This is a genomic window from Kitasatospora hibisci, assembly GCF_043950205.1.
Lineage (GTDB): Bacteria > Actinomycetota > Actinomycetes > Streptomycetales > Streptomycetaceae > Kitasatospora > Kitasatospora hibisci.
Map to the genome: position 1 here is coordinate 8188868 of NZ_CP171642.1, position 25070 is coordinate 8213937.

General features: G+C 74.5%; 15 protein-coding genes, 1 pseudogene and 1 riboswitch. Of the genes and pseudogenes, 7 read left to right on the forward strand and 9 right to left on the reverse strand.

Going from position 1 to position 25070, the window contains the following annotated elements; translation table 11 throughout:
- Window positions 1-94: 94 nt before the first annotated feature.
- Both ACF9IK_RS35570 and ACF9IK_RS35575 read right to left on the reverse strand, forming a co-directional pair.
- A complete protein-coding gene (locus ACF9IK_RS35570; RefSeq protein WP_395298186.1) occupies window positions 95-1642 on the reverse strand; it encodes an MFS transporter in 1548 nt (515 codons plus the stop codon).
- A 142-nt stretch (window positions 1643-1784) separates the two neighbouring features.
- Complete coding sequence (locus ACF9IK_RS35575) at window positions 1785-3785, reverse strand: ATP-binding protein (protein ID WP_395298187.1); 2001 nt, start codon at window positions 3783-3785, stop codon at window positions 1785-1787.
- A 635-nt stretch (window positions 3786-4420) separates the two neighbouring features.
- Between ACF9IK_RS35575 and ACF9IK_RS35580 the strand changes: the two are divergent.
- Both ACF9IK_RS35580 and metE read left to right on the forward strand, forming a co-directional pair.
- Window positions 4421-4700: pseudogene (locus ACF9IK_RS35580) on the forward strand (plasmid stabilization protein).
- Window positions 4701-4808: 108 nt separating this feature from the next.
- Window positions 4809-5034, forward strand: a riboswitch (cobalamin riboswitch).
- A 157-nt stretch (window positions 5035-5191) separates the two neighbouring features.
- The gene (metE, locus tag ACF9IK_RS35585) at window positions 5192-7507 is read left to right on the forward strand and encodes a 5-methyltetrahydropteroyltriglutamate--homocysteine S-methyltransferase (RefSeq protein WP_395298188.1); all 2316 of its coding nucleotides are present in this window, start codon (window positions 5192-5194) and stop codon (window positions 7505-7507) included.
- Between the two features lie 163 nt (window positions 7508-7670).
- Here metE and ACF9IK_RS35590 read toward each other — a convergent pair whose 3' ends face one another.
- From ACF9IK_RS35590 to aceA, 3 genes are all read right to left on the reverse strand, one after another.
- Window positions 7671-8543 carry a 3-hydroxybutyryl-CoA dehydrogenase gene (locus ACF9IK_RS35590; protein ID WP_395298189.1) on the reverse strand — a complete coding sequence of 291 codons (873 nt, stop codon included), beginning with the start codon at window positions 8541-8543 and terminating at the stop codon, window positions 7671-7673.
- Between the two features lie 39 nt (window positions 8544-8582).
- Window positions 8583-10196 carry a malate synthase A gene (gene aceB / locus ACF9IK_RS35595; RefSeq protein WP_395298190.1) on the reverse strand — a complete coding sequence of 538 codons (1614 nt, stop codon included), beginning with the start codon at window positions 10194-10196 and terminating at the stop codon, window positions 8583-8585.
- 133 nt (window positions 10197-10329) lie between these two features.
- Complete coding sequence (gene aceA / locus ACF9IK_RS35600; protein ID WP_395298191.1) at window positions 10330-11622, reverse strand: isocitrate lyase; 1293 nt, start codon at window positions 11620-11622, stop codon at window positions 10330-10332.
- Window positions 11623-11968: 346 nt separating this feature from the next.
- On the opposite strand from aceA, the gene ACF9IK_RS35605 reads away from it, so the two are divergent.
- A complete protein-coding gene (locus tag ACF9IK_RS35605; protein WP_395298192.1) occupies window positions 11969-13360 on the forward strand; it encodes a short-chain fatty acyl-CoA regulator family protein in 1392 nt (463 codons plus the stop codon).
- A 57-nt stretch (window positions 13361-13417) separates the two neighbouring features.
- Here the strand turns inward: ACF9IK_RS35605 and ACF9IK_RS35610 are convergent, their stop codons facing one another.
- Both ACF9IK_RS35610 and ACF9IK_RS35615 read right to left on the reverse strand, forming a co-directional pair.
- On the reverse strand, window positions 13418-14074 hold the full coding sequence (locus ACF9IK_RS35610) for a phosphatase PAP2 family protein (protein WP_395298193.1): 657 nt from the start codon (window positions 14072-14074) through the stop codon (window positions 13418-13420).
- On the reverse strand, window positions 14071-14685 hold the full coding sequence (locus ACF9IK_RS35615) for a phosphatase PAP2 family protein (RefSeq protein WP_395298194.1): 615 nt from the start codon (window positions 14683-14685) through the stop codon (window positions 14071-14073). The genes ACF9IK_RS35610 and ACF9IK_RS35615 overlap by 4 nt, the downstream gene beginning before the upstream one ends.
- A 224-nt stretch (window positions 14686-14909) precedes the next feature.
- On the opposite strand from ACF9IK_RS35615, the gene ACF9IK_RS35620 reads away from it, so the two are divergent.
- Entirely contained in the window at window positions 14910-15587 is a 678-nt protein-coding gene (locus tag ACF9IK_RS35620; RefSeq protein WP_395298195.1) for a response regulator transcription factor, read from the forward strand.
- On the forward strand, window positions 15580-17040 hold the full coding sequence (locus tag ACF9IK_RS35625; protein ID WP_395298196.1) for a sensor histidine kinase: 1461 nt from the start codon (window positions 15580-15582) through the stop codon (window positions 17038-17040). The genes ACF9IK_RS35620 and ACF9IK_RS35625 overlap by 8 nt, the downstream gene beginning before the upstream one ends.
- Window positions 17041-17062: 22 nt before the next feature.
- On the opposite strand, the gene ACF9IK_RS35630 is transcribed toward ACF9IK_RS35625, so the two are convergent.
- Both ACF9IK_RS35630 and ACF9IK_RS35635 read right to left on the reverse strand, forming a co-directional pair.
- Entirely contained in the window at window positions 17063-18304 is a 1242-nt protein-coding gene (locus tag ACF9IK_RS35630) for a cytochrome P450 (protein WP_395298197.1), read from the reverse strand.
- 107 nt (window positions 18305-18411) lie between these two features.
- Complete coding sequence (locus tag ACF9IK_RS35635; protein ID WP_395298198.1) at window positions 18412-20814, reverse strand: glycoside hydrolase family 65 protein; 2403 nt, start codon at window positions 20812-20814, stop codon at window positions 18412-18414.
- A gap of 475 nt (window positions 20815-21289) precedes the next feature.
- On the opposite strand from ACF9IK_RS35635, the gene ACF9IK_RS35640 reads away from it, so the two are divergent.
- Together ACF9IK_RS35640 and adhE are read left to right on the forward strand one after the other, a co-directional pair.
- The gene (locus ACF9IK_RS35640) at window positions 21290-22171 is read left to right on the forward strand and encodes a universal stress protein (RefSeq protein WP_395298199.1); all 882 of its coding nucleotides are present in this window, start codon (window positions 21290-21292) and stop codon (window positions 22169-22171) included.
- A 226-nt stretch (window positions 22172-22397) separates the two neighbouring features.
- A complete protein-coding gene (adhE, locus tag ACF9IK_RS35645) occupies window positions 22398-25055 on the forward strand; it encodes a bifunctional acetaldehyde-CoA/alcohol dehydrogenase (RefSeq protein WP_395298200.1) in 2658 nt (885 codons plus the stop codon).
- Window positions 25056-25070 lie beyond the last annotated feature (15 nt).

A 25070-nucleotide genomic window follows, 5' to 3' on the forward strand; every position in this document is an offset into this window, starting at 1 on the left:
GAAGGGTTCCTCCGGTGTTCGCTGTTCCGAGTCGGGTGTTCTGTGTGTACGGGGGCGGACGGGGTCTGCCGGACGAGCCGGCCCGGTCCGGGGTTCAGGCGGCTCGCGGGTCGGGCGCCGGCTGCGGAGAGACGGGCGTGGCCTTCCGGCGGCCGGTGCACCGGGTGAGGAGGAGCGCGAGCAGGGCGGTGACGGTCAGGACCACGGCCGAGACGGCGAAGGCGGTCCGGTAGCCGGCGGTGAGGGCTTCGAGGTGCGGCTGACGGGCGGCCGCATGGGTGGTGACGGAGCCGGCCAGCGTGGTCAGGGCCGCGAGGCCGATCGCGCCGCCGACCTGGCGGGTGGTGTTGACCAGTCCGCCGGCCAGTCCGGCGTCCTGGGGCGGGACACCTTCCACGGCCAGGGCGGTGAGCTGGACGAAGGCGATGCTCAGGCCCAGGCCGATCAGGACGCTCGGCCCGAGGACGTCGGCGAGGTAGCTGCCGTCGGCGCCGATCCGCGACAGCCAGAGCAGACCGGCGGCCTCGGTGAGCAGGGCGGCGACCACGGTCGTGGCGGGACCGAGTCGCCGGGAGACCCGCGGTGCCACGGCGGCGCCGAGCATGTTGGCCGCGGCGAGCGGGAGTTGGCCCGCGCCGGTGGCCAGCGGACCGGATCCGAGGACCTGTTGCTGGTAGAGCGGCAGGAAGAAGAACAGGGCGATCCACACCGACCCCAGCAGCGCCATCAGCAGGTTGCCCGTGGCCACCCGGCCGGTGGCGAGCAGCCGCGGCGGTATCAGGGCGTTCGGCCGGCGGCGCTCGATGAGTGCGAAGGCCGTGAGCAGGGCGACGGCGGCGCCCAGGGCCCCGACCACCCCGCCGTCGCTCCAGCCGGCTCCGCGGGCGGTGGTCAGGCCCCAGACCAGGCAGGTCAGGGCGAGGGTGACGGTGGCGGTGCCCGGCAGGTCGAACCGCCCGGACGCCCGCCCGGCCTTCAGCCCAAACTTCAGCCCGGACACGGGCTCGTCCACCGGTCCGGCCACGCGTCCGGCCACGTGCCCGGCTTCCGGCGGAACGAGGGCGGCCACGGCGGCCAGGACCAGTGCCGACCCGAGCGCGACCGAGTGGAAGATCGCCGGCCATCCCCATGCCTGGGTCAGCACACCGCCCAGCAGCACGCCGGCCGCGCCTCCCGCGCCGGAGACCGCTCCCCACACTCCGAGGGCCTTGCCACGCCCGGGGCCGGTGGGGAACTGCTCCATCGCCAGGGCCAGAGCGGCCGGGACGATGGCCGCCGCGGCGAGGCCCTGGACGGACCGGGCGGCGATCAGCAGACCCGCGGCGGCGGCCAGCCCCGCCACCAGCGAGGCCGCCGCGAACAGTGCGAGCCCGGCGATCAGCACCCGGCGGCGGCCGAGCAGGTCGGCCGCCCGTCCGCCGGCCAGCAGCAGCGCCCCGAACGCCAGGCCGTAGGCGTTGACCACCCAGGTGGTCGAGCCGTCCGAGAGGCCGACCCCGGCCCGGATCTGGGGCAGCGCCACGTTCACGATCGAGGTGGCGAGCATGACGGTGAACTGGGCCGCGGCGAGGGCCGCGAGCGCCGCTCCCGGTCGGTGAGCCCGGCCTGCCGCCGGCTCGGTCTGCGTGCGTGCAACGTTCATGGCGCACAGACTCGTTCGGGACGCTGTCCACTTGCCAGGCCCGGAGGGGCCGAGGACCGTCCACCACTGTCCGCAGCTGTCCACCCGCGCCGGGCCACGCCGGTGCGCGGCCCGCACCGCTCCGGAAGGCGGGCACGCGTCCTCAGCGGGTGCCGTGCAGCTCCTGCTCCCACAGCGCTTCGCAGAGCAGGTCCAGCCCCTGTCGCAGGTGGCGCCGGTAGGTGCCGTACGGGAGGCTCAGGCGGCGGGCCGCGGCCTCCTGGGTGGGCGCGCCGGAGAAGTAGCCCGCCGTCACGGCGTCCCGGGCGCGGACACCGCGCGGGTCGCGGCCGAGGTCGTCCACGGTCCGGCGCAGCAGCTCGCGCAACACCTCGACGGGCTCCTCGAAGTCGGCCGCCAGACGGGCGCGCATGAGGGAGCAGGCGGCGAAGGCGCCCGGATCGCGCCAGTGGGCCAGGGCCTCGCGCACGGCCTGGTCGAACGCGCCGCGCGAGACACCCGACGGCCCGGCCTGGACGGGCACGGCGGTGGCCGCGATGAAGTGGCGCAGCCACGTCTCGACGGGCACCTGCCGCCAGTCGACGCCGAACACGCCGTACGTGTGATCGCCGACCCGCGGGCGGGCGCCGGTGTCGGCGAGGCTGCCCTTGACGCGCGCGGCCCACGTCTCCGCGTCCCGCCAGACGGCGAAGCCGAAGGCGCGTCCACGGGCGCGGGCGGACTCCGCCTGGGCGCGGGAACTGCTCAGGTCGATGACGCGCGAGGGTATCTGGTAGCGCTCGGGGTAGACCGTGAAGCGGCTGACGCCGATGTGCTCGCCGGGCCGTACCGGCGCGGTGGCGTCGGTGTACGCCCAGGCGGCCGCCACGACCGGATCGGTGGCCAGATCCTCCGGGTCGGCGGGGGCGGGCAGCGCGAGGCGGGCGGTGAACGCCACGATCCGGCCGGTGCTCACCAGGCGGTAGACGCTGAAGGCCTGCGGCTGGCGCGCCGCCCAGTAGCGGACCAGCTCCGCGGAGGCCGGACCCTCGGTCTCCGCGGCCATGCGCAGCACGACGTCGAGGTCGTCCGGGGTGAGGGGCCGGTCGTGCACCTCGTCCTCGCGGGACCAGGTGCGCAGCCGCGCCACGATCTCCCCCTCGCGGAAGAGGTAGAAGAGTTCGTCGGTGACGGTCCAGACCCGCTCCTCGGGTGCCTCGCGCAGAAGTCGCAGGTACTCTTCGGCGAGTCGGTGGCGCATCGTCACGAAGGCGTTGGGGGCCCGCCAGCGCAGGTCGGCGGCCAGCGTCTCGCGCGCGGCGTCGTGCGGATGGAGGCCCCGGTGGGTGGACTCCATGAAGGGCAGGTCCCGGAGCCAGGCGAAGAGCGGGTGGGCCTCCTCGTCGGGCAGGACGGCGGCGAGCAGTTCCTCCGAGGTCGAGTAGGCCTGGGCCGCCACCTCCAGGGCGCGGCGGTGGGCCGCGCTCGGCACCTCGCCGATCAGGCCGGAGAGGAGGGTGCGCAGGACGTCGGCCGAGGGGGCCCAGACGTCCTCCCGGTTCCAGTCGGCCGTCCTCGCGGCGGCCGCGAGGGAGAGGGCCAGCGGGTTGCCGCCTGCAAAGCGCAGCACCCGCTCACGGAGTTGGGGGAGGACCTGAGCCGTGGTCAGCAGGCTCCGGGCCTGCTCCTCGGTGAACGGCTCCAGTTCGCGGACGGCCAGCAGCCCGGCCCAGGCGGGGTCGGCGGTCCACTGGGGTTGCGGGGCGAGGCGGCCGGCCAGGACCACCAGGGTGTCGTCGGCGGCGCGGGGCAGGAACCGTTGCCACAGCCAGCTCTCCAGCCACTGGCAGTGCTCGAAGGAGTCGACCAGCAGGACCGTCCCGGGCACGTCCAGGAACGGGGCGGCGCTCCGTTCGAAGTCGGCCGGGTCCCGGCTCACGAAGCGGCCGTCCAGTTCGAGGAGGAGCCGTCCCGCCGTCCGGGCGTCGTCCGCCAGGCGGCGCAGCAGCGTCGACTTGCCGATGCCGCCCGGCCCGAACACGTAGAACGCGAACGGCGCGTGCGGATCACCGGACAGGGCCTGCGCGAACTGCCCGAGCTCCGCGTCCCGGCCGATGAAGGCCTGGACGCGTGCGCTGCTCAGTCTCTCCCGGACGGACGCCATGACGGCTCCTCTCCCCATCTCTCGGTACCGGACCGGCCCTGCGGTCCGGAGGGCGGGGTGACAGGGCGTCGGTGCCGGTGAACGGTGTTGAACGGCGGGCGGTGCCCGGCGGGGGTACGGCCTCGGTGGGGGTGGGCCGTCCGACCGGCCCGGGGAACCGGCGCCCGTGCTCTCAGGCCGGCGGTAAGCGACGAGGCCGGCGGACCGCGGCGCCGTGCACGGCCTGCGGACGGCGGCGCACCACGTTCCGCGCTGTGACCGGACAGCCGATTCGCACTCTGGGCAACGCTTGTCGGCTCCTACGTCGGGACGGCCGAGGAGGTCCACGCCCAGGACGGCCCGCGGCCGGCCCACCCGTGGAATTTGTCGTGGGCACTATAACTGAAGCCCCGTCGGCACCGGACCCGGCCGACCGGGCCCCGGGTGGTTCGCCTTCGCCCGTTCCGCCTCGGCGTTCGTCGTGCGGTCGGGGGCAGCGGGACGGGCAACCGCAGGAGGAGGGCACATTCGGCCGGGCCTTCCGCCCCGATCGAACCGGGGGACGAGAGCCTTCGGGAGGCGAACGACGAGAGAGCCGGCGAGGAGGAGCCACGCCTGCCGGTTCGAACGGGAAGCGTGAGCGTCGGTACGAGCGCATCAAGGAGAGCGCGAAGGACCGTGGTGAGAGCGAGAAGCGCGCGAAGGAGATCGCGGCCCGGACCGTGAACAAGGAGCGCGCCCGGCACGGTGAGTCGAGGACTGCCAGCCGCTCCTCGACCAAGGACATGTCGTCGTCGCGGCGCGGTGGTCTGCGTTCGCACTCGGGCTCGCAGGGGGCCGACGTACGACCGGCTGTACAACGAGGCCAAGCAGCGCAACATCGAGGTTCGTTCGAAGATGAACAAGAAGCAGCTCGCCGACGCCCCGGGGCGCTGAAAGCCGGCACGCACCCCGGAGGCCCCGTCCGACCTGTCCTGAGGTCGGCCCCGTCCCGGTATCCGGACGATTTACGCGGTTCAGTGTTCAGCTCCCGCCGTCCTGCCCCTAAGCTGGCCGTGCAGCTGGTTCGCCCTGTCCGCCAGGCAGGCGCGTCGCAAGAGGGAACCCGGTGGGAATCCGGGACTGCCCCGCAGCGGTGAGTGGGAACGACCGCCGTCATACGCACTGGGCCCCGGTCGGGTCTGGGAAGCGACGGCCAGTAGGTGTCCGCCCTGGAACCAGGGCGGCCGTGCCCACGAGTCCGAAGACCTGCCACTGCCCGCGCGCGACCGTTCGCGCGCGGCAATCCGGTGACCTCGTGGGCGGGTCGGCGTGCGTACCAGGCGGAGCAGTACCCGCGTGCGGGGCGTCCGCCCGGTTCGTCATCCCTTCGCGCCTTCGTGCCGTCATCGGGCACCGGAGGAACCAGGCTCGCGAAGGAGAGTCCCTTGACAGCGAAGTCCGCAGCCGCGGCGACCGTGGCCACCGTGTTCGGATACCCCCGCCAGGGCCGGCGCCGGGAACTGAAGAAGGCGATCGAGGGGTACTGGAAGGGCGCGGTCACCGCCGGGGCGCTGCTGGCCACCGCCTCCGACCTGCGCCGGGAGAACTGGGCGCAGCTCGCCGAGGCGGGGGTCGAGGAGGTCCCGACCGGCGACTTCTCGCTCTACGACCACATGCTGGACGCGACGCTCGCCGTCGGTGCGATCCCGGCCCGGCACCGGGCCGCGGTCGAAGCCGACCCGCTGGACGGCTACTTCGCCATGGCGCGCGGCACCCAGGACGTCGCGCCGCTCGAGATGACGAAGTGGTTCGACACCAACTACCACTACCTCGTTCCCGAGTTGGGCCCCGACACGGTGTTCGCCGCGAACCCGGCCAAGGCGGTCGCCGAGCTGCGCGAGGCCCTCGTCCTCGGCCACGCCGCCCGGCCGGTGCTGATCGGCCCGGTCACCTACCTGCTGCTCGCCAAGCCGGCACCCGGCGTCGCGGCCGACTTCCAGCCCGTCACCCTGCTGGACCGGCTGCTGCCCGTCTACGCCGAGCTGCTCGCCCACCTGCGCGCGGCGGGGGCCGAATGGGTCCAGCTGGACGAGCCCGCGCTCGTCCAGGACCGCGCTCCGGCCGAGCTGAACGCCGCCGCCCGCGCCTATCGCGAGCTGGGCGGCCTCACCGACCGGCCGAAGCTGCTCGTCGCGAGCTACTTCGACCGCCTCGGCGAGTCGCTTCCCGTCCTGGCCAAGGCCCCCGTGGAGGGTCTGGCGCTGGACTTCACCGGCCCGGCGGCCGCCAACCTGGGCGATCTTGCGGCCGTCGGGGGGCTGTCCGGCAAGCGACTGGTCGCGGGGGTCGTCGACGGCCGGAACATCTGGATCAACGACCTCGGGAAGTCGCTGGCCACCCTGGCGACGCTGTTCGGCCTCGCCGAGCGGGTCGACGTCGCGCCGTCCTGCTCCCTGCTGCACGTGCCGATCGACGCCGGCCTGGAACGCGACGTCGACCCGCAGATCGCCCGCTGGCTCGCCTTCGCCAAGCAGAAGGCGGCCGAGGTCGCCCTGCTGGCCCGCGGCCTGCGGGAGGGCACCGGCGCGATCACCGCCGAGCTCGCCGCCAACCGCGCCGACCTGGCCTCCCGCGCCACCTCGCCCATCACCCGTGACCCGGCCGTGCGCACCCGCACGGCCGCCGTCACCGAGGCCGACGCCCGGCGCGCCCAGGCCTACCCGCAGCGCGCCGAGGCCCAGCGCGCCCGGCTCGGCCTGCCGCTGCTGCCGACCACCACCATCGGCTCGTTCCCGCAGACCACCGAACTGCGCGTCGCCCGCGCCGACCTGACCGCCGGCCGGATCGATGCGGCCGCCTACCGGGAACGGATGGAGGCCGAGGTCCGCGAGGTCATCGCCTACCAGGAGAAGGCCGGCCTGGACGTCCTGGTCCACGGCGAGCCCGAACGCAACGACATGGTCCAGTACTTCGCCGAGCAGCTCACCGGCTACCTCGCCACCCGGCACGGCTGGGTCCAGTCCTACGGCACCCGGTACGTGCGACCGCCGGTCCTCGCCGGCGACATCTCCCGCCCCCACCCGATGACCGTCGACTGGTTCCGCTACGCCCAGGGCCTGACCGACCGTCCGGTCAAGGGCATGCTCACCGGGCCGGTCACCATGCTCGCCTGGTCCTTCGTCCGCGACGACCAGCCGCTCGCCGACACCGCCCGCCAGGTCGCCCTCGCCCTGCGCGACGAGGTGGCCGACCTGGAGGCCGCCGGCGCCGCGGTCGTCCAGGTCGACGAGCCGGCCCTGCGCGAGACCCTGCCGCTGCGGTCCGCCGCCCGCCCGGCGTACCTGGCCTGGGCGACCGAGGCGTTCCGCCTCGCCACCTCCGGCGTCCGCGTCGACACCCAGATCCACACCCACATGTGCTACGCCGAGTTCGGCGCGATCATGACGGCGATCGACGACCTCGACGCGGACGTCATCTCCCTGGAGGCCACCCGCTCCCACATGGAGGTCGCCGGCGAGCTCGCGGAGGCGGGGTACCCGCGCGAGGTCGGACCGGGTGTCTGGGACATCCACTCCCCGCGCGTCCCGAGCATCGACGAGGCCGTCTCCCTGCTGCGCGCCGGCCTCGCCGCCATCCCGGCCGAGCGGTTGTGGGTCAACCCCGACTGCGGCCTGAAGACCCGCGGCTGGCCGGAGACCCGTGCCTCCCTGGACAGCCTGGTCGGCGCCGCCCGCCGCCTGCGGGAGGAACTGGCGGACTGACCCGCGGACGGACCCGACCGGGCACCGCACGCGCGCGGTGCCCGGTCGGCGCCTGTCCGAGCCGCCCGGGCACCACGACGCCCCGGAGAGCGCGGGGGGCGCGCCCTCCAGGGCGTCGTGGTGCCGATGGCGGTGGCCGGCGGCGGGAGGTGCGGACGGACCGTCACGCCGGCGGGTGGACGTGGATGTGGAAGCCGCGGCCGGTCTTGCGGCCGAGCAGTCCGGCCTCGACCATGCGGGAGAGCAGCGGCGGGGGCGCGTACAGCGGCTCCTTGTACTCCTCGTACATCGAGCGGGCGATCGCCTCGACGGTGTCCAGGCCGATCAGGTCGGCGAGGGCGAGCGGGCCCATGGGGTGGGCGCAGCCGTGGACCATACCGGCGTCGATGTCCTCGGGGTCGGCGTGCCCGGCCTCGGCCATCCGGACCGCGGCGAGCAGGTAGGGCACCAGCAGGGCGTTGACGACGAAGCCGGCCCGGTCCCGGGAGTGGACGACGTGCTTGCCGAGGACGTCCGCGGCGAAGGCCTCCACCCGGCCGACCACGGCGGGGTCGGTGTGCAGCGAACTGACCAGCTCGACCAGCGGCATCATCGGGGCCGGGTTGAAGAAGTGCAGGCCCAGGACGTGCGAGGCACGGCCGGTGGTGATGCCGAGCCGGGTGACCGGGATCGCCGAGGTGTTGGTGGCCAGGACGGCGTCCTCGCCGACGAGCACCTTGTCCAGAGTGGTGAGCACCTCGGTCTTGACGCGTTCGTCCTCGACGACGGCCTCGACGACGAGCTGGCGGTCGGCGAGCGCTTCGAGGTCGTCGGCGAAGAGCAGGTGGGCCCAGGCGTCGGTGCGCCGTTCCTCGCTGATCCGGCCCCGGTCGACGGCGCGGTGCAGCGAGCGGTCGATCCGGCTGCGGGCGGCGCTCAGGGCGTCGCGCCCGTTCTCGCAGACGACGGTGTCGAGCCCGGCGCGGGCGAAGACCTCGGCGATGCCGGAGCCCATCTGCCCGGCACCGACGACGGCGACACGGCGGATGCCGTTCATGTGATTACCTCCTCAGGGTCGATGCGGTGGCCGAGCAGGTCAGGCGGCCGGGGCGGCGGTGCGGACGAGGTGGCGGGCGTAGGCCTCGGTGGTGACGAAGGGCGGAAGCTCCGTGCCGAGTGCGGTCTCCTCCAGGATGCGCACCGCTTCGTCCACCAGCGCCGGGTCGGCGTCCTCGCCGATGAGCGTGGCCCGTTCGCGGTCGATCAGCCGTCGTACCAGGTCCGCAGTGGCGAGGGAGCCGCCGGCGAGGCGGGTGCAGTGGTGCTGCCACTGCCAGAGCTGGCAGCGGGCGATCTCGGCGGTGGCGACGTCCTCCATCAGGCCGAAGACGGCGACGGCGCCGGAGCCGCCGAGCCAGGCGACCAGGTAGCGCAGGGCGACGGCCACGTTGGCGCGCAGGCCCTGCTCGGTGGGCAGGCCGGCCGAGAGACGGTGGACACCCAGCAGGTCGGCGGCGGTGACGTCGACGTCCTCGCGGGTGTGCTCCAGCTGGTGCGGGCGCTCGCCGAGGACTTCGTCGAAGGCGGTGCGGCAGGTGGCGACCAGACCGGGGTGGGCGACCCAGGAGCCGTCGAAGCCGTCGCCGGCCTCGCGCTCCTTGTCGGCGCGCACCCTGGTGAGGGCCGCCTTGTCGGCCTCGGGGTCGCGCTGCGGGAGGGCGGCGGCCATGCCGCCGATGGCGTGGGCGCCGCGCCGGTGGCAGGTGCGCACGAGCAGGTCGGTGTAGGCGCGCATGAACGGCTGGGTCATGGTGAGGGTGGCGCGGTCGGGCAGGACGAACCGGGGCCCGTGGTGGGCGAAGTTCTTGATGAGGCTGAACAGGTAGTCCCAGCGGCCCGCATTGAGGCCGGCGGCGTGTTCGCGCAGCTCGTAGAGGATCTCGTCCATCTCGAAGGCCGCGGTGACGGTCTCGATCAGCACGGTCGCGCGGATCGTGCCGTGCGGGATGCCGAGGTCGGCCTGGGCGAGGGTGAACACGTCGTTCCACAGCCGCGCTTCGAGGTGGTTCTCCAGCTTGGGGAGGTAGAAGTACGGGCCGGAGCCGGCCGCGATCTGCGGTCGGCCGCAGTGGAACAGGTACAGGCCGAAGTCGACCAGCGCGCCGATCGCCGGGCGCCCGTCGATGAGGAGGTGCTGCTCGTCCAGGTGCCAGCCGCGGGGGCGGACCACGATGGTGGCGGGGTCGTTCCCGATCCGGTACCGCTTGCCCTCCGCCGTGGTGTCGTCGATCCGACGCCCGATCGCGTCGATCAGGTTGAGCTGGCCGGTGACCAGGTTGTGCCAGGTGGGGGCGGTGGCGTCCTCGAAGTCCGCCAGCCACACCCTGGCACCGGAGTTGAGGGCGTTGACGGTCATCCGGCGCTCGGGCGGGCCGGTGATCTCCACCCGGCGGTCGGCTAGGCCCGGCCCCGCGCCGGCCACGCGCCAGCTGAGGTCCTCCCGGAGGGTGCGGGTCTCCGGGAGGAAGTCCAGGGTGCCTCCGGCGGCCAACTCGGCCCGGCGGCGGTCCCGTTCGGCGAGCAGTTCGGTGCGGCGGCCGGCGAGGGCCGCGTGCAGACGGGTGAGGAAGGCGAGCGCCTCGGGCGTGAGGATCTCGTCGAAGCGGTCCTCGGGCGCGCCGAGGATCTCGATGCGGCTGGGCTGGGTCATCCGGTGCTCCAGGAGGCGGGGAGGCGAGGGAGGCGGGGAGGCGAGGGGGAGGCCGCCCGGGGCCTCGTCCCTCAACGAGGCCCCGGGCGGTGGGTGGAAGGCGGCTCGTCCCCAACGAGACCGCCGGGGTGGCTCAGTGGAACTGCTCGGCCTCGGTGGAGCCGGTCAGGGCGAGGGTCTCGGCGTGGGGGTTGAGTGCGGTGGAGACCAGGTCGAAGTACCCGGTGCCGACCTCACGCTGGTGCTTGACGGCGGTGTAGCCGTCCGGCACGGCGGCGAACTCGGCCTCCTGCAGCTCGACGTACGCCGTCATGCCGTGCTCGGTGTACCCGCGGGCCAGCTGGAACATCGAGTGGTTGAGCGCGTGGAAGCCGGCCAGGGTGATGAACTGGAACCGGTAGCCCATCGCGCCGAGCTCCCGCTGGAACTTGGCGATCTGGTCGTCGTCCAGCGCGGCCTTCCAGTTGAAGGACGGCGAACAGTTGTAGGCGAGCATCTTGTCCGGGTGCTCGGCCTTGATCGCCTCGGCGAACTCGCGGGCCTGGGCGAGGTCCGGCGTGCCGGTCTCCACCCATATCAGGTCCGCGTACGGGGCGAAGGCGAGGCCGCGCGAGATCACCGGGGCCATGCCGGGCTCGACCCGGTGGAAGCCCTCGGCAGTGCGCTCGCCGGTGCAGAACCGGGCGTCGCGCTCGTCCACGTCGGTGGTCAGCAGGTTGGCGGCGAGCGCGTCGGTACGGGCGACGACGACGGTCGGCACGTCGGCGATGTCGGCCGCCAGGCGGGCGGAGTTGAGCGTGCGGATGTGCTGGGCGGTGGGCACGAGCACCTTGCCGCCGAGGTGGCCGCACTTCTTCTCGGAGGCGAGCTGGTCCTCGTAGTGGATGCCCGCGGCGCCGGCCGCGATCATGCCCTTGGTGAGCTCGAAGGCGTTCAACGGGCCGCCGAAACCGGCCTCCGCGTCGGCGACGATCGGCACCAGCCAGTCCGGGCCGTCGTTGCCCTCGGCGGCGTCGATCCCGTCGGCCCGCAGCAGCGCGTTGTTGATCCGGCGCACCACCCGGGGGACGGAGTCGGCCGGGTAGAGGCTCTGGTCCGGGTAGGTCTGCCCGGCCTGGTTGGCGTCGGCCGCGACCTGCCAGCCGGACAGGTAGATCGCCCGGAGCCCGGCCTTCACCATCTGCACGGCCTGCCCACCGGTGAGCGCGCCGAGGGCATGGACGTAGTCCTGCTCGTGCAGCTGCCTCCACAGCCGTTCGGCACCGCGCCGGGCCAGGGTGTGCTCCTCGCGCACCGTGCCCGACAGGCGCACGACGTCGGCGGCCGTGTAGGTGCGCTCGACGCCCGCCCATCGGGGGTCGGAGGCCCACCGGGCGGCGAGCTCCGCCGCCTGCTTCTCCTGCTGCTGCCGAACCGACTGAGTCATGGGTCTGCTCCCCGGAAGTGTGCTCGTTGCGAAGGGTGTGACGTACTTCACCGCGAGGGCGAGTGGGCGGCCGGGTGATGCCGGGCGGCGGTGCGGGACCGCGGGACGTGGATGCCCGGACAGCACTCCCAGCCGCGACTGACCTGGTGTTCCGTTGCTGTCCTGCGCATCTCCCGGCCGCAGCAACGACTCTGACAGCCCGCGCAGCCGCCGTCACCGGTGGACCTCTGCCAACTTCTGCGAAGGATGCCCGGGACATGTGCGAAGGTTGCGAAGCGCCGACCGTGCACTCCGCGGGCTAGGCTGGCCGCACCGGTGGGCCGATGCGTGCAGTGGGGGGAACGACGTGGGGAAGGCCTTCGCCGGCGCCAGGCTGCGCCGCCTTCGCGAGGAGCGCGGCCTGAGCCAGGCCGCGCTCGCCCGGCTGCTCGACCTGTCGCCCAGCTACCTCAACCAACTGGAGCACGACGCCCGCCCGCTCACCGTGCCCGTCCTGCTGCGCCTCACCGAGGCGTTCGGGGTCGAGGCCGGGTACTTCGCCCCGCCCGACAGCGCCCGGCTCACCGCCGAACTGCGCGAAGCGCTCGGCGAGCAGGTCACGGCCGGGCAGGTGACCGCCGGGGAGCTCGACGAGCTGGCCGCGCGCCTGCCCGCCGTCGCGCGACTGCTGACGGACCTCGGCCGCAGCCGGCGGGCGCTCTCCGAGCAACTAGCCGTCCTCGCCGGCGAACGCGGTCCGGCGGCCGACGCCCTCACCCCGCACGAGCAGGTCCGCGAGTTCTTCTACCGGCGGCGCAACTACGTCGACGAACTCGACACCACGGCGGAGGAGTCCGCGGCGGCGATCGGCCTGCGACGCGGCGGGGTCAGGGCGGTGCTCGCCGAGCGGCTCGCCTCCGGCCACGGCGTGCGGACCGTCGCCGGAAGCGAGCACCTGCACCGCTACGACCCGCGCACCGGGGTTCTGAGCCTGTCGGACCGGCTGCGCCCCGGCCAGCAGGCATTCCGGATGGCCACCCAGCTGGCGTACCTGGAGCACGACCCCCTGCTGTCCGAACTCGCCGCCCAGGACAGTCCGGAGGGCTCCACCGCCTGGTCGCTCACCCGGATCGGCCTGGCCAACTACTTCGCCGCCGCGCTGGTGCTTCCCTACACCACGTTCCACACCGAGGCCGAGTCCTCGCGCTACGACATCGAGCACCTCGCCGACCACTTCGGCGTCGGCTACGAGACCGTCTGCCACCGCCTGAGCACCCTGCAACGACCCCGGCTGCGCGGGGTGCCGTTCTCCTTCGTCCGGGTCGACCGGGCGGGCAACGTCTCCAAGCGGCAGTCCGCGACGGCCTTCCACTTCTCCCGGACCGGCGGCACCTGCCCGCTCTGGAACGTCTACGAGGCGTTCGCCGCGCCGGGGCGGGTCCACGTCCAGGTCGCCGCGATGCCCGACGGTCGGCGCTACCTGTGGACCGCCAGGGCCGTCACCCGTTCCCCGGGCGGCTGGGGCCGCCCCGGCAAGACCTTCGCCATCGGCCTGGGCTGCGAGATCCGCCACGCGGGACGGCTCGTCTACTCGGCGGGACTGAACCTGGGCGACGAGAGCGCCGCCACTCCGATCGGCCTCGGCTGCAAGATCTGCGAACGCCCGGTCTGCCCGCAGCGCAGCGCGCCGCCGATCGGCCGCCCGCTCCAGGTCGACGAGAACACCAGCACCTTCGTCCCGTACCCGGCCGCCCCGTGACCGGTCGACCGGTGGGAAGGCCTCCACGCAGCCGGCCGGGCGGGTGGGCGACCCCCGTCACGACAGAGGCGACGAGGCGGGACGCAGGGCCGCGCCGCCGATCGCCAGCCAGCCGGCGGCGAGGAGCCAGGACCCGAGGACGTCCAGCGGCCAGTGCACCCCGAGGTAGACGCGGCTGAGCCCGATCGCGACCGCGAAGAGGGCGGCTCCGGCGGCCGCGGCCCGGGCCGCGGTGGGACGGGCCCGGGCCACGGCCATCGCCAGGAGACCGGCGCTCACCGCGGAGGTGAACGCGTGCCCGGACGGGAAGGAGAACCCGCCGGCGGTCGTGGCCCAGTCCAGCCGCGGCGGGCGGGGACGGCCGAAGGCCTCCATGAGGCTCCGGCGCACGAGCTCGCCCGCCAGCAGCCAGAACAACGGCGCCACCAGCAGCAGCACGGTCCTGCGCGGCGGGCGCGAGGCGGGGGTGGCCCTGACGAGGACGACGCCGGCCGCCAGGGCCATCAGGAAGGGCACCACCCCGGTGCCGAACGCCGTGAGGGCGACCACGGCGGACCGGGCCGCCGCGGGCCGGTCCGCCGCACTCCAGCGGACCGCGGCCCGCTCGAACGGGAACGGTACCCAGGTGCGGGTGGCCAGCAGGACGGCGAGCGCGGCGAAGAGCAGCCACGCCGTCCCCAGGACGACCAGCCACTCCCGTCCGCGCCCGGTCATGCGCCCAACCACCTCTCCAGTGCACCCCCTCGGGCGCGTTCCACCAAACCCCCGCCCCGGCCGGCCAGCCGGCCCAGCCCGTATCCCGCCGCGGTGCCGACCAGCGCACCGAGCAGCACGTCGTGCGGGTAGTGCACACCGACCGCCACCCGCGAGACCCCCATGCCTGCGGCCAGGAGCAGCGCGAGGGCGCCGATGCGGCGGTCCACCAGCCACAGCACGGCGGCGCCGGCGAACACGATCACGGTGTGGTTGCTCGGCAGCGCCCAGTCCCCGGCGCCGGGGCAGGCCTCCAGGGTCGGAGCAGCGGGGAGCACCCGGCACGGGCGCGGTTCCCGCAGCACGTCCTTGAGCAGGGTGTCGCCGGCGAACGCGAGCGCCACGCAGAACGGGGCCGTCAGCGCCCGCGCCATCGCCTCGCCGCCCAGCCGCCGGGCCCGCCACCAGGCCGCGAGCATCAGCGCGGCCAGCAGGCCCAGGCCGTACGCGGAGAACGCCGCGACGGCCTCCTGCCAGGGGGACGGCAGGTGCTGTGCCCAGCGGACCACCCGCAGGTACAGCCCGCCGTCGACCGGGCGGCCGTCGAACGCCAGCAGGCCGGGGCCGGTCATCGGGAGACCTCCCCGGGCGGGTCGGCGTCCGTCCGGCCGGCGGCCGGCATACCGGTCGAGTGGTGCATCGCGGTGTGCGCCCTTCCTCAAGAGACGGCGCGGACGGCTCGGCTGGGGCGGTCCGCGGGATGTCCGGCCAGCATGGCCCGGCGATGCTGAAGGAGCGCTGAAGACCTGAAGACGCCTTCAGCATCGCGACGGCGCGACCTGCCACCCTGGTGGGTATGCGGGTACTGGTGGTGGAGGACGAGCGCCGACTGGCGACGGCGCTGGAGCACGGGCTGACCGCCGAGGGATTCACCGTCGACCTCGCCCACGACGGGGTCTCCGGCCTGGCCATGGCGATGGCCGACCGGTACGACCTGATCGTGCTGGACATCATGCTGCCCGGCCTCAACGGCTACCGGGTGTGCGCACGCCTGCGCGCCGTCGGCAGCGACACGGGCATCCTGATGCTGACCGCGAAGGACGGCGAGTGGGACGAGGCGGAGGCCCTCGACACCGGAGCCGACGACTTCCTGTCCAAACCGTTCTCGTTCGTGGTCCTCGTCGCCCGGCTGAACGCGCTCGCCCGGCGCCTCGGCAGCCGCGCACCGCGGCGCACCGTCCTCGGCGACCTCGTCGTCGACGCCGCCGCCCGCACCTGCAGCCGCGGCGGCACGGCCGTCCCGCTCACCCCGCGCGAGTTCGCCGTCCTCGACCACCTCGCCCGGCGGGCCGGCGAAGCCGTCTCCAAGCGCGAGATCCTCGACGCCGTCTGGGACGGCGCCGGCGACGGAGACCCCAACACCGTCGAGGTCCACATCAGCGCCCTGCGGCGCAAGATCGACGCTCCGTTCGGCCGGTCGTCGGTCCAGACCGTCCGAGGCACCGGCTACCGGCTGGCGGCCGACGGTGGCTGACCCGACCCGCGCGGCCCGACCTCCGGGCCCCGCCCGCAGCGCGCTGCACCGCCTGCGCGGCGTGGCACGCAGGGCCACGGACCACCCCCGGGTCGCGGCCCTGACCTGCCGTCTGGCACCCCGCTCCGTCCGTACCCGGACCACCCTGGCCGCCTGCGCCAGCGTGGCCGTCGTCCTGCTCGTCGCGTCCGCCGCCGTGGTCCTGCTGGTCCGGGCCAACCTGGAACGCAGTGCCGAGGCCGACGCGCGCGAGCAGGCCGAGGTCGTCGCCCGGCTGGCCACGGAGGGTCGCCTCAACGCCCTCCTCCCGCTGGACCACGGCACCGACTTCGTCCAGGTGGTCGACGCGGGCGGGCGAGTCGTCGCGGCCAGCCAGAACCTCGCCGGGCGCCCCGCCCCCACCCGGGACGGCGACAGCGCCCACGACCTCCTCCGGGGCGGGGACCACCAGAGCGTCACCACGATCACCGCCGCCACCCCCACCGGGCCCGTCACCGTGCACGTCGGCGCCTCGATGCGCACCGCCGACGCCGCCGAGGACGTCACCACGGCCGCGCTCGCGGTGCTCGGCGGCGTCCTGGTGCCCACCGTCGGGGCCCTCACCTGGCGCGCCACCGGCCGGGCCCTGCGCCCGGTCGAGGCCATCCGCGCCGAGGTGGCCGCCATCGGCGACCGTGACCTCCACCGTCGCGTCCCCGACCCCCGCAGCGACGACGAGATCGCCCGCCTCGCCGGCACCATGAACGCGATGCTCGCGCGGCTCGAAGCCGCCGGCACGCGGCAGCGCCGCTTCATCGCCGACGCGTCGCACGAGTTGCGCAGCCCCCTCGCCGTGCTGCGCACTCAGCTCGAAGTCGCCCTGGCCCACCCCGACCCCCGGGTGCGGTCCGACCTGGTCGCGGGCGCGCTGGAGGACACCGAGCGCCTCCAGGCCCTCGCGGCCGACCTCCTCCTGCTCGCCCGCCTGGACTCCGCCGGGCGCACCCGGCCGCAGGAGCCCGTCGACCTCGCCGAGCTGGTCCGGCACACGGCCACGGCCCGTGGAGTGCAACCCCACCCGGTCACCGTGCACGCGCCCGCCGCGGCCACCGTGGCCGGCAACCCCCTGTGGCTGGGCCGGCTGCTGACCAACCTGCTCGACAACGCCCAGCGCCACGCCCGGACCGCCGTCACCGTCCGGCTCGACACCGAGCCGGCCTCCGGCGCCGCCGTCCTCGAGGTGACCAACGACGGCGTCCCGATCGAGCCCGACGACCGCGAGAAGATCTTCGAACGCTTCGCCCGCCTCGACGACGCCCGCAGCCGTGACGACGGCGGCGCCGGCCTGGGCCTCCCGATCGCCCGTGACATCGCGACCCTCCACGGCGGCACCCTCACGGTGGTCGACACCCCCGGCGCCACCACCTTCCGACTGCGTCTGCCCGCCACCCCGACGCCGCCCGCCGGCGGGTGAGCCGACGAGCCGGTGGCCGGGTCTACGGCATCCGGCGGACGGGGAGCGTGCGGGGGCCGCGCACCAGGAGGCCCGGGCGGTAGGGGAGCGTGCCGGGGTCGGCCGCCAGGCGCAGGTCCGGCAGGGCCTCGAAGAGCCGGGGCAGCGCGACCATGGCCTCCAGCCGGGCCAGCCGGGCGCCGAGGCACACGTGCGGGCCGTGCCCGAACGCGAGGTGCGGGAGCGCCCGCTCGCCGCCGGGCGCGTAGCGGTCGGGGCGGAAGGCGTCCGGGTCGGTGAAGACGTCCGGATCGCGGTTGGCGGCCGCCAGCACCACCAGGACCGACGCGCCCTCGGGGACGACCGCACCGTCCCCGAGGTCCACGTCCTCGCTCGCGCGCCGCCAGGTGGTCCCCTCCAGAGGGCTCGCGTGCCGGAGCGTCTCCTCGATGACCGCGGCCCAGCCGGACCCGCCGTCCCGTCGTGCGGCGTGCAGCTCGTCCGGACGGCCGAGCAGCAGCAGCGCGGCGGAGGCCAGGAGGTTCATCGTCGTCTCGTAGCCGGCGAAGAGCAGGAGGAAGGCCATGGCCAGCAGCTCCCCGTCGTCCAGGGCCGCCTCGTCCTCGTCGTGGGCCAGCAGGCTGAACAGGTCCCCGCCCGGCCGGCGGCGCTTCTCCGCGATGAGCTGCGCGAAGTACCGGTGCAGGCTCTGCCACGCCTGGTCGAGCTCTCCCGGCGCGAGGGCACCGGCGGGGGAGCCCACGCGGTAGGTCCAGGTGCGCAGGTCCAGGCGGTCCTGTTCGGGGACGCCCAGGATCTCGCTGATCACCAGGACGGGCAGCGGGAAGGCGAAGTCGTCGACGAGGTCGACGACCCCACCGCGCTCGGCCCGTGCCGTGAGCTCCGCGAGCACGGAGTCGGTGAGACCGGCGATCCGCTCGGTGAGGGCGTCCACCCGGCGGGGTGTGAAGGCGACCGACGCCAGACGGCGCAGCCTCCGGTGCTCGGCGCCGTCGGTGTTCAGCATGTGCTGCTCCAGCACGGACCGCGCGCCCGCCGTCGCCCCCTCGGCCTTGCGGGGGCCGGTCTTCGGCGCGGGGGCGTTGGAGAACCTCGGATCGGCCAGGACCGCCCGGGCCTGCCGGTAGCCGGTCACCAACCACGCCGACGTCCCGTTGGACAGGGCCACCGGCGCCGCCGGGCGGCCCTGCTCGCGCAGTGCGGCGTAGTACGGGTACGGGTCGCGGGCGAACGCGGCATCGGCGGGGTCCAGAACAGTCGTCACCCGGTCATTCTCGTCCGGGGGCATCGGACGGGTGGACGCGCCCCCCGTCCCGGCGGCCTGCGCGGCCCCGCCGACCAGCGCGGGGCGCCGGCGGGCCGGGTCCGGGGTCAGAGCGGGAAACGGCGGGTCTCCCCGGGCCGGACGGTCGCCGGGCTGCCGCGGAAGCGGATCACCACCGGGTCCTGCCGGTCCTCCCGCAGGCTCACGGTGGCCGCACCGCGGTCGACGGCGACCACCAGTCCCCAGTGGCCCCGGTAGCGCAGTTCGAGTTCCAGCCGGCCGAGGGCGGAGGGCAGACGGGGGTCCAGCCAGAGGGCGTCCTCCCGGATCTCCAGGCCCGTGTAGCAGCGCTGCAGCAGGTCGACCGCGCCCGCCATGGCGCCGAGGTGGACGCCCTCGGCCGTGGTTCCCCGCTGGCTGTCCCGGAGGTCGGCCACCAGGGCGTCGCGGAAGTACCGCCAGGAGGCGCGGCGGTCGGAGCGGGTGAGTACCCAGGCGTGCACGACGGAGCTGAGCGTCGAGCCGTGCACGGTGCGCCGGAGGTAGTAGTCGGTGGTGCGGCGGAGCAGCTCGTGGCCGGCGGGGTAGCCGAGGTGCCGCAGCAGGTCGCGGACCTCGCGGCCGGAGAACAGGTACCAGAGCATGAGTGCGTCGGCCTGCTTGGACGCCTTGTAGCGGTTGACCGTGTCGCCTTCGGCCTCCAGGATCCGGTCGAGCCGGCGCAGGTCGGCGTACCGGCTGCGGTAGGCGGCCCAGTCGAGTTCGGCGAGCCGTTCGTAGCCGTCGAACTGGCTGAGGACGCCCGCGTGGAACGGGACGTGCAGGCGTCGGCCGACCTCCTGCCAGCGGTCGAGTTCCAGCGCGTCGAGGGCGAGGCGTTCGCGCAGCTCGTCGCGCCGGTAGCCGGGCAGGGCGTCCAGGGCGTCCCGCGCGCGGGCCAGCACCCAGGAGGCCAGCACGTTGGTGTAGGCGTTGTCGTCCAGGCCGGGGCCGCGGGCCCAGGGGTAGGCGTCGTGGTACTCGTCCGGCCCGAGGACGCCGCGGATCGACCAGCGGCCGCTGCCCCGGTCGTAGCTGGCGGAGGAGGACCAGAACCGGGCGATCTCCAGCAGCATCTCCGCGCCGGCCGTGGCGAGGAAGTCCCGGTCGCCGGTGGCCTGGTAGTACTGCCAGATGTTGTAGGCCACCGCCGATCCGACGTGCCGCTGCAGATGGCTGTGGTCGGGCAGCCAGCGGCCGGAGAGCGGGTTGAGGTGCAGCTGCTGCGACTCCTCGCGGCCGTCGCTCGCGCTCTGCCACGGGTACATCGCGCCGCGCCGGCCGGCCGCGCGGGCCTGGCGGCGGGCGGCCTCCAGGCGGCGGTGGCGGTAGCGGAGGACGGCGCGGGTGAGTTCGGGGAAGCGCAGGTTCAGCAGCCGCAGGACGAACAGGTCGTCCCAGAAGACGTGGCCCCGGTACGCCTCGCCGTGGAGGCCGCGGGCGGGGACGCCGGCGTCCAGGTCGACGGAGTGCTCGGAGTAGGTCTGGAGCAGGTGGAACAGGTTCAGGTGCAGCGGTCCGGCGCCGTCGAAGTCCGCCTCGATCCGGCAGCGGCGCCACAGCTCGGCCCAGCGCAGGGCGTGTTCGGCCAGCAGCTGGTCGAAGCCCGGGGCCTCGGCGGCGAGCAGGGCCGAGGCGCGCAGCGGTGTGCCGGTCGCCGGGTCGCGGGACGTGTGCAGGGCGACGGTCTTCTCCACCGTGACGGGCCCGCCGCGCTCGACGTCCACGGTGAGGAGGTGGGCCGCCCACCCGGTGCGGCATTCGGTCGCCACCTTCGCTCCCCGGCCCGCCTCGATGCGGGTCCGGGCACACAGGGCGATCCGCAGCGGTGAATCGGCCGTCCCCACCTCCAGCCGGAGCCGCCCGGCCCCGTCCACCCCCTGGCCGGCGGGGACGAGGTGGCGTTCGGCCAGCCCCCGGTAGCGGGCGACGCCGGTGTTGGCCACGTTTCCGTCGAGGCCCGAGCGGACCTCCAGCGGGCCGGACCAGTTCTCCGGCGTGAACGTGCTCTCCAGGGCGAGCAGGTGCGGCCGGGCCTGGCTGGCGAGGCGCCGCTGGACGAGCCGGGTCCGCCGCCCCCGCTCGTCGACGACGAGGGCGGTGCGGGTCAGCATTCCCCGCCGCAGGTCCAGCTCCAGGGCCTGTTCGGCCGGCGGACCGGTGAACCACGTGCCGCCCGCCGGGCGGAAGGTCAGCGGCAGCCAGTTCGGGCAGTTGACGAGGTCCTCGTTGGCGACCACGCGCCCGCCGACCGTCGACTCCGCCCGGTCGTAGCAGCCTGCGAGGTACGTCCCCGGGTAGTGGACGCCGTCGGCCACCGACTCGGGCGCGGCACCTCGGGTGACCGCGTAGCCGTTGCCGACCGCGCACAGTGCCTCCCGAAGCCCCTCCTCCGCGGGGTCGAAGCCCTCGAAACGCAGGGTCCACGGGTCCGGCATGAGGGGATAGCCCGCCGCTGAGTCCGCTGCCACGTCGCGACCTCCGTGCCGACCGGTCTGACTCCAGTGTGCGCACCGCACCGCCCGGTCGCTCGTCGCCGGGGCGGCGGCGGCCGTCGGGCGCCCCCACCGGAACGGCCGCGGGTCCGGAACGGCGAGGGCGTACGGCGACGGTGCGACCCGTGGTCCGATCGGGGTCACGGCGAGTAGTCTCCTCCGCCCTCGCGGTGCGCCCGCTTCGTCACCCTGCGGGACGCCCGGGCCACCCGGCTGCGGCAGACCTCCGGCCCCCTTCCCGTCGCCCGCGCACCGGACGCGTGAAGCCGTCCCGGCCACCCCCGGAAGGCCCGCGGCCGGGACCTTCGGCGCCCGGGACGGTGCCTCTCGGCCCCTGGGACCGCCGGTGGGCGGGGCGGGAGTCTGGTCACCGGTCGGGACCGTGCGCACCGGCGCCGCGGTCGGCCCGGGATCAGGGCGTGTCCGACACGCCCTCAGGGAGGTCGCAGTCATGTCGTACGGCGTGGTGGTGGGGATCGACGGCTCGGCGCAGAGCGCGGCGGCGGCGCAGTGGGCCGCCCGGGAGGCGCTCCGGCGGGGGCTCGGGCTGAGGATGGTCCACGTCGCCGGGACGGAGGCCGACGCCCTGGAGCGCGAGCTCGGCGGCGGGAGCGCGGTGCCGGAGCCCGTGGCGGTGATCCGCGACCGCATCGCGGCCGCCTCGCCCGGGCTGGACGTCTCCTGCGAGCTCCGCCCCGGAAGCCCGGCGGACGACCTCGCCGCCGTCGGCCGGCGGGCCGAGCTGCTGGTGCTGGGGTCGCGCGGCCTCGGCGGCTTCGCCGGCCTGCTGGTCGGATCGGTCGGGCTGCGCACCGCCGCCCGGGCCGGCTGCCCGGTGGTGCTGGTCCGCGCCGGAGCGGACGGCCAGGGCGGGACCGACGGCCCGGGCGGGGTGCCCGGGGACGTCGTCGTGGGCGTGGAGGGCGATCGGCCGTGTGACGCCGTCCTGGCCTTCGCCTTCCGGCACGCGGCCGACACCGGCGCCGTCCTGCGCGCGGTGGAGAGCCGGGACGTCTCCCACGGCGGCCCGTACACCACCGAGGCGCCGGTCTGCGAACGGGACATCAGGGACTCGTTGGCGGCGGCCGAGCAGCTGCGGCTGCAGGACGCGCTGGGCCGCTGGCGCGAGAAGTACCCCGAGGTCCGCACGGAGGCGGAGCTGCACCCCGGGAGCCCGGCCGGCGCGCTGGTGGCGGCCTCCCGCAGCGCCTCCCTGCTGGTGCTCGGGCGCCGCACCCCCAAGCACACGCTCGGCGCACCGCGGCTCGGAGCCGTGACGCAGTCCGTGCTCCACCACGCGCACAGCCCGGTCGCGGTCGTGCCGCACGCCTGAACGGGCGCACGGGCCCGCCCGAGCGGGCGGGCGCGCCGCCCCCGGCCGCGGCGGTCCCGCAGCCCGTCCCGGGACCAACCGCACTCCGTGGCAGGGACTTTCGGGCCGCGCCCTGGTCCCGTTGGGCGGATCCCCCGGAGCCCCGTGCAAGGAAGCCTTGAACCGAAGGCGCTCGCGGCCGCCGCCGGCGCCCCATCTCGGACGATGACCGAAAAGGTGGTCCAGCATGTCCCCTCGCCCGCAGCCCGAGGCGAACCCGGCTCCCGCGAGCGTCGGCAGCCCTCCCGTCCCGCCGACCGCCGTCGAGCGGCTGGTCGCGGCCGCCCTGACGTCCCTCCAGGAGTACGAGTCCTTCACCCAGGAGCAGGTCGACCACATCGTCCGGAAGGCCTCGCTGGCCGCGCTGGCCCGGCACACCGCGCTCGCGGTGCTGGCGGTCGAGGAGACCGGGCGCGGGGTCTTCGAGGACAAGGCGGTGAAGAACGTCTTCGCCTGCGAGAACGTCACCCACGTGATGGCCCGCACGAAGACGGTCGGGGTGGTCCACCGGGACGAGATCGACGGCATCGTGGAGATCGCCGAGCCGGTCGGCGTGGTCGCCGGCGTCACCCCGGTGACCAATCCCACCTCGACCGTGATCTTCAAGTGCCTGCTGGCGCTCAAGACCCGCAACCCGATCGTGTTCGCCTTCCACCCCTCGGCCCAGCACTGCTCCGCCGAGGCGGCCCGGACGGTGCGGGACGCGGCTGTGGCGGCCGGGGCCCCGGCGCACTGCATCCAGTGGATCGAGGAGCCGTCGATGGCGGCCACCGGGGCGCTGATGAACCATCCGGACGTCGCGACGATCCTGGCCACGGGCGGCAACGCGATGGTCCGGGCGGCGTACTCCTGCGGCAAGCCGGCGCTGGGCGTCGGCGCGGGGAACGTCCCCGCGTACGTCGAGCGGAGCGCGGACGTCCGCCGGGCGGTCAACGACATCGTGCTCTCCAAGACCTTCGACAACGGCATGATCTGCGCCTCCGAGCAGGCCGTGGTGCTGGACGCGGCGATCCGTGACGATGCGCTCGCCGAGTTCGGGCGGCTCAAGGCGCACCGCGCGAGCGCCGAGGAGAAGGCGCTGTTGGAGCGGTACCTGTTCGGGACGGCGGCCGACGGCGTCTCCTGCGCGGGCGGCCGGCTGAACGCGGAGGCGGTGGGCCGTTCGGCCGCCCAGGTCGCCGAGGCGGCGGGCTTCGAGGTCCCGGCCGACACCTCGGTGATCCTGGTCGACTGCGACCGGGTCGGTCCCGTCGAGCCGCTGACCCGCGAGAAGCTCTGCCCCGTGCTCGCCGTGCTGACCGCCGGCTCCCGCCGGGAGGGTGTCGAACTGGCCGCCGCGATGGTGGAGTTCGACGGGCTCGGGCACTCGGCCGCGGTGCACACCGAAGACCCGGCGTTCGTCGAGGAGTTCGGGCACGCGGTGAAGGCCTGCCGGATCATCTGGAACGCGCCGAGCTCGCAGGGCGGCATCGGCGACGTGTACAACGCCTTCACCCCCTCGCTGACGCTCGGCTGCGGCAGCTACGGGCACAACTCCGTGGCCGGCAACGTCTCGGCGCTGAACCTCGTCAACATCAAGCGGATCGGGCGGCGCAACACCAACATGCAGTGGTTCAAGGTGCCGCCGAAGATCTACTTCGAGCGCAACTCCGTCAAGTACCTGGCGAGCATGCCGAACGCGCACCGGATCGTCGTCGTGACCGACCACACCATGGTGAAGATCGGCCACCTGGAGCGGATCCGGAACGTGCTCGACCGCCGCCGGGAGCCGGTCGAGGTGCGGGTGGTCGACTACGTCGAGCCCAACCCGAGCATCGACACGGTGCGCAAGGGCGCCGACCTGATGCGGGAGTTCGAGCCGGACACCATCATCGCGCTCGGCGGCGGCTCGCCGATGGACGCGGCCAAGGTGATGTGGCTGATGTACGAGCACCCGGAGGTCGAGTTCGCCGACCTGAAGGAGAAGTTCTTCGACATCCGCAAGCGCGCCTTCACCTTCCCCGACCTCGGGGAGAAGGCCAGGCTGGTGTGCATCCCGACCACCTCGGGAACCGGCAGCGAGGTCACCCCGTTCGCGGTGATCACCGACACGGCCACCGGGCAGAAGTACCCGCTCGCGGACTACGCGCTCACCCCGAGCGTGGCCATCGTGGACCCGGCCCTCACCACCCGCCTGCCGAGCCACGTCACCGCCGACACCGGCTTCGACGCCCTGACCCACTGCATCGAGACCTACGTCTCCGTCTACGCCAACGACTTCACCGACGGCCTGGCGCTGCAGGGCGTCCGGCTCGTCTTCGAGAACCTGGAGCGGGCCGTCACCGGCGGCCCGGACGACCCCGAGGCCCGGGAGCGGATGCACAACGCCGGCACGATCGCCGGGATGGCCTTCGGCTCGGCCTTCCTGGGCGCCGTGCACGCCATGGCCCACACCCTGGGTGCCACCTTCCACGTGGCCCACGGCCGCACCAACGCGCTGCTGCTGCCGCACGTGATCCGCTGGAACGGGGCTGCCCCCGGCAAGGTCACCGGCTGGCCCAAGTACCGCAGCTACGTGGCCCCGGAGCGTTACCAGGACATCGCCCGGACGCTCGGTCTGCCGGCCGCGACCCCGGAGCAGGGCGTCGAGTCGCTCGCGGCGGCGGTCGAGGAACTGCGCGACCGGGTCGGCATCCCGCGTTCCTTCAAGGCCGCCGGCGTGGACGAGGAGGCCTTCCTGGCGGCGCTGCCGCAGCAGGCCATGAACGCCTACGAGGACCAGTGCGCCCCCGCGAACCCCCGGATGCCGATGCTCGCCGACATGCAGCAGCTGATGCGCCAGGCCTACTACGGCGACCGGGCCTGAACGACCGGGCCTGGA

Excerpts from the sequence above, each read along its gene's own strand:
- adhE (WP_395298200.1), top strand. The coding sequence starts at position 22,398 with ATGTCCCCTCGCCCGCAGCCCGAGGCGAACCCGGCTCCCGCGAGCGTC.
- aceB (WP_395298190.1), bottom strand. The coding sequence starts at position 10,196 with ATGACCCAGCCCAGCCGCATCGAGATCCTCGGCGCGCCCGAGGACCGC.
- ACF9IK_RS35620 (WP_395298195.1), top strand. The coding sequence starts at position 14,910 with ATGCGGGTACTGGTGGTGGAGGACGAGCGCCGACTGGCGACGGCGCTG.
- ACF9IK_RS35575 (WP_395298187.1), bottom strand. The coding sequence starts at position 3,785 with ATGGCGTCCGTCCGGGAGAGACTGAGCAGCGCACGCGTCCAGGCCTTC.
- ACF9IK_RS35590 (WP_395298189.1), bottom strand. The coding sequence starts at position 8,543 with ATGAACGGCATCCGCCGTGTCGCCGTCGTCGGTGCCGGGCAGATGGGC.
- ACF9IK_RS35615 (WP_395298194.1), bottom strand. The coding sequence starts at position 14,685 with ATGACCGGCCCCGGCCTGCTGGCGTTCGACGGCCGCCCGGTCGACGGC.
- aceA (WP_395298191.1), bottom strand. The coding sequence starts at position 11,622 with ATGACTCAGTCGGTTCGGCAGCAGCAGGAGAAGCAGGCGGCGGAGCTC.
- ACF9IK_RS35570 (WP_395298186.1), bottom strand. The coding sequence starts at position 1,642 with ATGAACGTTGCACGCACGCAGACCGAGCCGGCGGCAGGCCGGGCTCAC.
- ACF9IK_RS35610 (WP_395298193.1), bottom strand. The coding sequence starts at position 14,074 with ATGACCGGGCGCGGACGGGAGTGGCTGGTCGTCCTGGGGACGGCGTGG.
- ACF9IK_RS35640 (WP_395298199.1), top strand. The coding sequence starts at position 21,290 with ATGTCGTACGGCGTGGTGGTGGGGATCGACGGCTCGGCGCAGAGCGCG.